Source organism: Citrobacter sp. wls613, assembly GCF_005281195.1.
Taxonomy (GTDB): domain Bacteria; phylum Pseudomonadota; class Gammaproteobacteria; order Enterobacterales; family Enterobacteriaceae; genus Citrobacter; species Citrobacter gillenii.
In genome coordinates, this window is the sequence record NZ_SZXN01000028.1 from 1 (window position 1) to 8,560 (window position 8,560).

Here is an 8,560-nt window from a genome sequence, read left to right on the forward strand (position 1 = left end):
ATAGTAGGATAATTTCCTTTTTCCAAGCGGACCCGTTCAACGTCACTTCTGATGTTCAGCTTCGGCTAATCGCGACAAATTTTCTTTTGCCAACCACATTTCCACTTCTGTAAGACTTAGTTGTACTTCCTCTCTGAGTGAAAAATCAGCTAGCGGCTGCTGTTCAAGCGCTGCGCACATCCTGCTGGCAGAACGCATCCCCATGCTGGCGCAGCTGCTTTTTAGCTGATGTGCCAGACGTTTTATCTTCTCGTACTCACATGCTGCGCGCGCTGCGTCAATCTCATCTAATACAGGAAGGGTGTGTTGCTTAAAGAGCGCTAACCATTCGTGCACCTTTTGCCATCCCATTAGCTGGATATCCCCGGCTAATTGCTGGGTATCTAACCGTTGGTTGTCATTTTCTAATGCAACCGGGAGAGGGGCGTTACCGTGGAGATAATGGGTAATGAGCCGACTAAGTTCATCCCGGGGAACCGGTTTTTGAATAACGCCGAGAAACAGGGTGCTGGTTCTTTGGCTTAGCGTTTCGTCGATGACGTGTGCGCTAAAGCCTATTAGCTTTAACGTCGGAAACTCGTGGGTTAACTGTTGCGCCAGCGTGATGCCGTCGATATCCGGAAGATCAAAATCAACCAGCGCGGCATTATACTGGGCGTCTTGCTGCAGTATGGTGAGCGCCGCAGCCGCACTGTCGGCAGCGGTGACCTGGGCGCCATTGAGGGTGAGCATTTCTGTACTGATGCGCTGCGTGAGGGGGGTATCCTCGATTAGCAGTAAGCGTAAACCCTGTAACGATATGGCACGTGGAACGGATTTAGCTACCGGCATCGCGCCAGCCCGTAATGGCAGACGCAGACGAAAGCAGCTTCCGACTCCCGGCGTACTGGTGACGCTCAGTTCTCCCTGCATCGCCTGCGCAAGGCTGGCACTGATAGTGAGTCCAAGCCCGGTCCCCCCACGTTTACCGCTAACCTGAACAAACGGCTGAAAAATATCGCGCTGATGGACAGGGTCAATCCCGCATCCCGTGTCCTCAACCTCAATATACCAGTCCTGATCTTTACATCGGCTACGCAGGGTGATGTGTCCGCGATCGGTAAAGCGCAGCGCGTTGTTTAATAGGTTAGTTATGATTTGCCGAATGCGGCGCGGATCGCCGCGTAGGGAGTCGGGGACATCGTCGGCAAAATCCGTAACCAGCACGACCGGGCGACCCACAACGCGACCATGCATGAGCTGAAGCGTACTTTCCAGCAAGGGTCTGGGCTCAAAAGGTTCATCGCCGATCGCCACATTTTTTCCGCCCGCTTCGATGGCGGAATAGTCCAGGATATCGTTGAGGATGGTCAGCAGAGACTCGCCAGAGTCGGTGATTGCGCGCAGATTCTCCTGATGCTGCGCCAGAGCGGGATTGTCTGAGAGCAACTGCGCAGTGCCGAGGATCCCATACAGCGGGGTGCGTATTTCATGGCTCATGGCGGCAAGAAACGCCGATTTTGCCTGGTTGGCTTTTTCGGCTTCTGCCCGCGCCTGCCGGTGTTCAGACACCATAGAACGCAGTTCGGCGGTGCGAGCTTTTACCTGAGCGGCCAGATGTTCGCGATGGCTATTAAGGGCGTGAACGCTGCCGCGAAAGGCGTCCATTAACCGCCCGATGGTATCCAGTTCGCGAACGCCCGCGGTTTCCGGAAATGGGGAGTCAATATCACCTTCAAGCAGACGCTGTAACGCCTGGGTTTGCTGCGCCAACGGGCGCGTGACCGAGCGGTAAACTACGCGCCAAAGAATGAGAATTAACAAGCACAATGACACCGCACCTAACAGCAGCAGCAGCGTTTGCCCGCGCTGGCTGGCCTGTTTGAGATGCGCCAGCCCGGTCTGATTGCGTTGGCCAATGATTTCTACCAACTGACTGACTTCGCTACTGAAACGGGTAAATTGCTCGATATTGTTCTGCGATAAGATCTGTAAGCGGGTGGTGATGTCATTATCCTGACGATACAGGGCCAGCAGATCGACATAACGGCTTATCGAATTTACAGCGCCGGCAACCTGAGTGCGTACCAGCGGATCTTCAATGCGTATTTGTCGGCGGTGAAGCACTCTGACGGCGGCATTAAGCTGGGTTTCCAGCGCTGCAAGGTTATTCTGCGCCTGGTTATTCCCCAGATTCATCACCATTTGCTGCACGCGTAGCGCGCTCAGGCGCAGTTCATTCATCTGGTTATAATATTCCAGATCGATATCGATAAGCCTGTCGAGAGCGTGTTCTGCCGCCTGTCCCTGATGGCTCTCAATCAAATCATAAATGCTTGCCTGCGTAGCGCCCGCCGAGGTGGCGGCATTACTGGCCTGACCGCGCGCCATTTCGGCAACGTCGGCGGTAGCCTCAACAATATGTTGGCTGAGCTGTTGCTGCCGATCGCGCAGTTTCAGACGTTCGCCAACCAACTCCCCCTGATGGCTTAACGACTGGGCGATCTCTTTTTCCTGTTGTTCAATGGCCGACGTGTCAAAGCCCTGCTCGCGCAGGGTTTTCAGTAAAGCGGTTATTTTCAGGCTTTGGGCGGTTAACATACGCCCCTGAGCCAGCCACATATTTTCATTATCTGCGGTGGTCAGATTCTGCGCGGAAAACAGTTCCCAGGCGCTGGCTTCGCTGAGCTGGCGCGCCATGTCCATGGTCGGGATCAGCGCCTGGGTATTGGCCTGCTCAACCTGGCTGACAAAACGCAGGTTATACCAGCCAACCAGCGTACTAATGAGGGTCAGTGCCGCCATCAGCCCGAAGCCTATCCACAGTCGTTTGGTCAGAGATAAATTCACTGTCGGGTCGCCACAGATTAAAAAGGTTGAGTCCAAAAGAGGAAAGCAACTAGGATAAAGCCTTATCAATGTTGAGGCTATCATGCGCGTATTGGTTTTCCTGCTTATCACACTTTTTCCCGGCTTAGGTCACGCGACCGGGTCCGCACTGCTGCGCTGGCAGGATACTCAGCAGGCAGTGCCGGAGCCGCTAACGGACGTTACTGCAAACAAAGTCTGGAAACTGTGCGCGCTGTATCCCAGCCTGAAGGATTCCTACTGGCTTTCCGTGAATTACGGCATGCTGGAGGCGGCGAAAAAATACGGCGTAAGCCTGAAGGTGCTCGAGGCGGGAGGGTATCGCCAGTTCGACACGCAAAAATCACAAATCGCTCAATGCCAGCAATGGGGCGCGGATGCCATTTTGTTGGGCAGCAGCACGACGACTTTTCCGGATTTGCAGGCGCAGGTTGGCACGCTGCCGGTTATCGAGGTGGTGAATGTTATCCATGACGCAACGGTAAAAGCCCGGGTTGGGGTTCCGTGGTTCCAGATGGGTTATCAGCCTGGCCGCTATTTGGTTAAGTGGAGCGCGGGCAAACCGCTAAAGGTCTTATTATTGCCAGGACCTGATGACGCCGGGGGCAGTCGTGAGATGGTGGCCGGATTCCGTCAGGCGATTGCTGGCAGTCAGGTGCGCATCGTGGATGTGGCGTTGGGCGATAATGATATTGAAATACAGCGTAACCTGCTGCAGGAGATGCTTGAGCGTCACCCGGATGTCGACGTGGTGGCCGGTACGGCAATTGCTGCTGAAGCGGCGATGGGGGAGAAGCGCAATCAGGGCGCGCCGTTAACTGTCGTCTCTTTTTATCTGTCGCATCAGGTGTATCGCGGGCTTAAACGCGAAAGAATCATTATGGCTGCCAGCGATCAAATGGTCTGGCAAGGTGAACTGGCGATTCAGCAGGCTATCAGAGTATTACAAGGACAACCGGTGCCGGAAAATATCAGTCCCCCGATCCTGGTGCTCACCCCGAAAAATGCCGACAGCCAGCATGTAAAGTGCTCGTTGTCACCCGGCGGATTCCGTCCTGTTTATCTGTATCAGTACACGTCGGCCGCTAAAAAATAGCCTTCCCCGTGCTGTGTCACCAGTAAATCAGCCCGCAGCTTGTGGCGTAAACGGCGGATCAGTACGTCCACGGTGCGTAAGTCCGGATTGTCTACCCGTCGTGCCGAAAGCATGCGCAGTAAACGTTCGCGACTGAGAATTTCCCCCGGATTGGTGACAAACGCGACCAGCATTTCATACTCGGCGCGGGTGAGTTTGATTGCCTCGTCGCCCAGTTCCAGAGTATGACGGGAGACGTTCAAACAATACCCGGCAAACTGATAGCAGTTGTCTTTGGCCTCCGGTCGCGCCTCGCGGGCAAGGTCGATACGCCAGAGTAAATTTTTCACTCTCACCACCAGTTCACGTAGCTCCAGCGGCTTGGTGACATAATCATCAGCCCCCATTTCCAGGCCAACGATACGGTCAATTTGGTCACTACGACCCGTTACCAGGATGATCCCCACCGTTGAGCGTTCACGCAGGGCGCGGGTCAGCATTAAGCCATTTTCATCCGGGAGATTGATATCTAACAGAATAAGATCGACAGAGTGTTGTGACATGATTTCACGCAGGCCGGCTCCGCTGGCTGTGACCGAGACGTGATAACCTTCCTGTTCAAAATAAGCCTGTAATCGTGCCTGGGTAACGGGTTCATCCTCAACAATGACAATGTGATGCGACATCCTGGTTGTTGTCTCTTTCTGTTCATATCTGTTCACATTGTGCCGCAAGCCATTCATCCTGACCAGTGTTGCCGTTCACATTTGCGAAATAAGATCCTCTGTAACTAAACCATATATTTACAGGGGCTATTATGCGGAAACTATGGAGGGCGCTGCTCAGACCGAGCGCACGTTGGTCAGTGTTGGCGCTGGTCGTCATCGGGATGGTGGTCGGTATCGCGCTGATCGTCTTACCGCACGTTGGCATTAAATTAACCAGTTCAACCGAATTTTGCGTGAGCTGCCACAGCATGCAGCCGGTTTATGAAGAATATAAACAGTCTGCGCATTTTCAGAATGCCTCCGGGGTGCGCGCAGAGTGTCATGATTGCCACATTCCATCCGATATCCCTGGCATGGTGAAACGTAAGCTGGAGGCCAGCAACGATATTTACCAGACCTTTGTTGCCCACTCTATTGATACTCCTGAGAAATTCGAAGCCAAACGTGCCGAGCTGGCGGAGCGCGAATGGGCGCGAATGAAAGAGAACAACTCCGCGACCTGTCGTTCCTGTCATAACTATGATGCGATGGATCACGCGAAACAGCACCCTGAAGCTGCGCGTCAGATGAAGATTGCGGCCAAGGACAATCAATCCTGTATTGACTGCCATAAAGGTATTGCGCATCAGCTTCCCGATATGAGCAGCGGTTTCCGCAAGCAGTTTGACCAGTTACGCGCCAACGCAAACGACGATGGCGATACGCTCTATTCCCTGGACATCAAACCTATTTATGCCGCCAAAGGGGATAAAGAACCTGCGGGCTCACTGCTGCCTGCTTCTGAAGTAAAAGTGTTAAAGCGTGACGGCGACTGGCTGCAAATTGAGATTGTGGGCTGGACAGAGAGTAACGGGCGTCAGCGCGTGCTGGCGCAATTGCCGGGTAAACGCATTTTTGTGGCCTCCATTCGTGGCGACATTCAGCAGCACGTGAAAACCCTGGAGCAAACGACCGTCGCGGAAACGAATACGCAGTGGAGCAAGCTGCAGGCCACCGCCTGGATGCAGAAGGGCGATATGGTTAACGACATTAAGCCAATCTGGGCTTATGCCGACTCGCTCTATAACGGAACCTGTAACCAGTGCCACGGCGCACCTGAGAAAGAACACTTTGACGCCAACGGCTGGATTGGCACGTTGAACGGCATGATTGGATTTACCAGTCTGGATAAACGTGAAGAACGTACCTTACTGAAATATCTGCAGATGAATGCCTCTGACACCACGGACAAGCCGCATGGCGATAAGGGAGAAAGCAATGAAAAATAACGATCTCTTTCAGGCATCTCGCCGTCGTTTTCTACTGCAGTTGGGCGGCTTGACCGTCGCTGGTATGTTAGGACCTTCGCTGCTCACACCGCGCAGCGCCAACGCCGCAGAGGTGCAGGGAACTGGCGTCAAAGAGGGGATCCTGACCGGATCTCACTGGGGGGCAATCCGCGCCACCGTGGTTGATGGGCGTTTTATTGAAGCCAAACCGTTTGAGCGTGACAAGTACCCGTCAAAAATGATCGCCGGACTGCCGGATCACGTGCATGGTGGGGCGCGTATTCGCTATCCAATGGTCCGCGTCGACTGGTTGCGTAAACGCCATCAGAGCGATACCACGCAGCGTGGAGATAACCGCTTTGTGCGCGTTTCGTGGGATGAAGCGCTGGACTTCTTCTATCAGGAGCTGGAGCGAATTCAGAAGACCTATGGCCCGAGCGCGCTGCTGACGGCCAGCGGTTGGCAATCAACCGGCATGTTCCATAACGCCTCGGGGATGCTGGCGCGCGCCATTGCGCTGCACGGCAACAGCGTAAGTACCGGGGGCGACTATTCCACTGGTGCAGCCCAGTTGATTCTGCCGCGCGTGGTCGGGTCAATGGAGGTATATGAACAGCAGACCTCATGGCCGCTGGTGCTGAAAAACAGCAAAACGATTGTGCTGTGGGGTTCCGACCTGATTAAAAACCAGCAGGCGAACTGGTGGTGCCCGGATCATGATGTTTATGAATACTACGAACAACTGAAAGAAAAAGTGGCGCGCGGCGAGATCTCGGTTATCAGCGTTGATCCGGTCATCACCTCGACGCACGACTACCTGGGCCGCGACAAGGTTAAACACGTCGCTGTGAATCCGCAGGCCGATGTGCCGCTACAGCTGGCGCTGGCGCACACACTTTATACCGAGAAGCTCTACGATAAGCATTTTCTCGATAACTACTGCGTTGGGTTTGAGCAGTTTCTGCCATATCTGCTGGGGGAAAGTGACGGACAGCCTAAAGATGCCCAGTGGGCGCAAAAAATATGCGGGATTGATGCCGATACGATTCGTGAACTGGCGCGGCAAATGGCGGGCGGAAGAACGCAGATTATTGCCGGCTGGTGCGTCCAGCGTATGCAGCACGGGGAACAGTGGGCGTGGATGATCGTGGTGCTGGCCTCAATGCTTGGACAAATCGGCTTACCCGGCGGTGGCTTCGGCTTTGGCTGGCACTACAACGGCGCGGGCACGCCAAGCCGCAAAGGGATTATCCTGAGCGGTTTTTCTGGCTCCACCACCGTACCTCCTGTGCATGACAGCACTGATTATAAGGGGTACAGCAGCACCATCCCGATCGCGCGTTTTATCGATGCGATTCTTGAGCCGGGTAAACAAATTAACTGGAACGGCAAAACCGTTAAGTTGCCGCCGTTGAAGATGTGCGTTTTTGCTGGGACCAACCCTTTCCATCGTCACCAGCAGATCAATCGTATTATTGAGGGCTGGCGTAAGCTGGAAACCGTTATCGCCATCGATAATCAGTGGACCTCGACCTGTCGATTCGCTGACATCGTATTGCCCGCGACGACCCAGTTTGAGCGTAACGATCTTGACCAGTATGGCAACCACTCCAACCGCGGCATTATCGCCATGAAACAGTTGGTGCAGCCGCAATTTGAAGCACGTAATGATTTCGATATTTTCCGCGATCTCTGCCGCCGCTTTAATCGTGAAGAAGCCTTTACCGAAGGGCTGGATGAGATGGGTTGGCTGAAACGGATCTGGCAGGAAGGAAGCCAGCAGGGGAAAGGGCGCGGCGTTCATCTCCCCGCTTTTGACGTTTTCTGGAATCAGCAAGAGTACGTTGAATTCGAACATCCGCAGATGTTTGTACGTCATCAGGCATTCCGCGACGACCCCGATCTTGAGCCGCTGGGCACGCCGAGCGGATTGATCGAAATTTTCTCGAAAACCATTGCCGGTATGCAGTATGACGACTGCCAGGGGCATCCGATGTGGTTTGAGAAAATCGAACGCTCACATGGTGGACCCGGGTCGCAGCGTTGGCCACTGCATCTGCAATCTGTTCACCCTGATTTCCGTCTGCACTCGCAGCTTTGTGAATCTGAAGCGCTGCGTAAGCATTATGCGGTAAGCGGTAAAGAGCCGGTGTTTATCAACCCTCAGGATGCCAGCGTCAGGGGGATTCGCAACGGTGATATTGTCCGTGTCTTTAACGCACGTGGACAAGTACTGGCCGGGGCGGTTGTCTCCGATCTCTACTCGCCAGGCGTGGCGCGTATTCATGAAGGTGCCTGGTACGACCCTGATAACGGCGGAGAAACTGGGGCGCTGTGTAAATACGGCAATCCGAACGTATTAACAATCGATATCGGCACGTCTCAACTGGCACAGGCGACCAGCGCTCATACCACGCTGGTGGAAATTGAGAAATATACCGGCAAGGTGGATAACGTGACGGCGTTCAGCGGCCCGATAAAAATGGTGGCGCAGTGCGAATATGTTCCGGCGGAGAAGGTATCGTCATGATAAAACACTCTTCCCTGACAACAGAACAGATGGCCTGCGTTTACGCCTGGCTGGCGCAGTTGTTTTCCCGGGAACGTGACGATGACAGCCTGGCACTTTTGCAGTCCAGCGA

5 protein-coding genes and 1 pseudogene are annotated in these 8,560 nt (G+C 54.1%); 4 read left to right on the forward strand and 2 right to left on the reverse strand.

Translation table 11 applies throughout. The features are described from left to right. Window positions 1-42: 42 nt before the first annotated feature. Window positions 43-2,829: a TMAO reductase system sensor histidine kinase/response regulator TorS gene (gene torS / locus FDX01_RS04210; RefSeq protein WP_137399282.1), complete on the reverse strand. Its 2,787-nt coding sequence runs from the start codon at window positions 2,827-2,829 to the stop codon at window positions 43-45. An 82-nt stretch (window positions 2,830-2,911) separates the two neighbouring features. Here torS and torT point away from each other — a divergent pair, with 82 nt between their 5' ends. Next, on the forward strand, window positions 2,912-3,943 hold the full coding sequence (gene torT / locus FDX01_RS04215) for a TMAO reductase system periplasmic protein TorT (protein ID WP_115259205.1): 1,032 nt from the start codon (window positions 2,912-2,914) through the stop codon (window positions 3,941-3,943). Here torT and torR read toward each other — a convergent pair. Next, the gene (torR, locus tag FDX01_RS04220) at window positions 3,916-4,608 is read right to left on the reverse strand and encodes a two-component system response regulator TorR (protein ID WP_016152137.1); all 693 of its coding nucleotides are present in this window, start codon (window positions 4,606-4,608) and stop codon (window positions 3,916-3,918) included. The genes torT and torR overlap by 28 nt on opposite strands. 131 nt (window positions 4,609-4,739) lie before the next feature. On the opposite strand from torR, the gene torC reads away from it, so the two are divergent. The 3 genes and pseudogenes from torC to torD all read left to right on the forward strand — a co-directional run. After that, the gene (gene torC, locus FDX01_RS04225; RefSeq protein ID WP_016152138.1) at window positions 4,740-5,918 is read left to right on the forward strand and encodes a pentaheme c-type cytochrome TorC; all 1,179 of its coding nucleotides are present in this window, start codon (window positions 4,740-4,742) and stop codon (window positions 5,916-5,918) included. After that, entirely contained in the window at window positions 5,908-8,448 is a 2,541-nt protein-coding gene (torA, locus tag FDX01_RS04230; protein WP_115259204.1) for a trimethylamine-N-oxide reductase TorA, read from the forward strand. The genes torC and torA overlap by 11 nt, the downstream gene beginning before the upstream one ends. Further along, window positions 8,445-8,560: pseudogene (gene torD / locus FDX01_RS23340) on the forward strand (molecular chaperone TorD); the annotation flags it as partial. The gene torA and the pseudogene torD, both read left to right, overlap by 4 nt.

Excerpts from the sequence above, each read along its gene's own strand:
- torT (WP_115259205.1), top strand. The coding sequence starts at position 2,912 with ATGCGCGTATTGGTTTTCCTGCTTATCACACTTTTTCCCGGCTTAGGT.
- torR (WP_016152137.1), bottom strand. The coding sequence starts at position 4,608 with ATGTCGCATCACATTGTCATTGTTGAGGATGAACCCGTTACCCAGGCA.
- torC (WP_016152138.1), top strand. The coding sequence starts at position 4,740 with ATGCGGAAACTATGGAGGGCGCTGCTCAGACCGAGCGCACGTTGGTCA.
- torA (WP_115259204.1), top strand. The coding sequence starts at position 5,908 with ATGAAAAATAACGATCTCTTTCAGGCATCTCGCCGTCGTTTTCTACTG.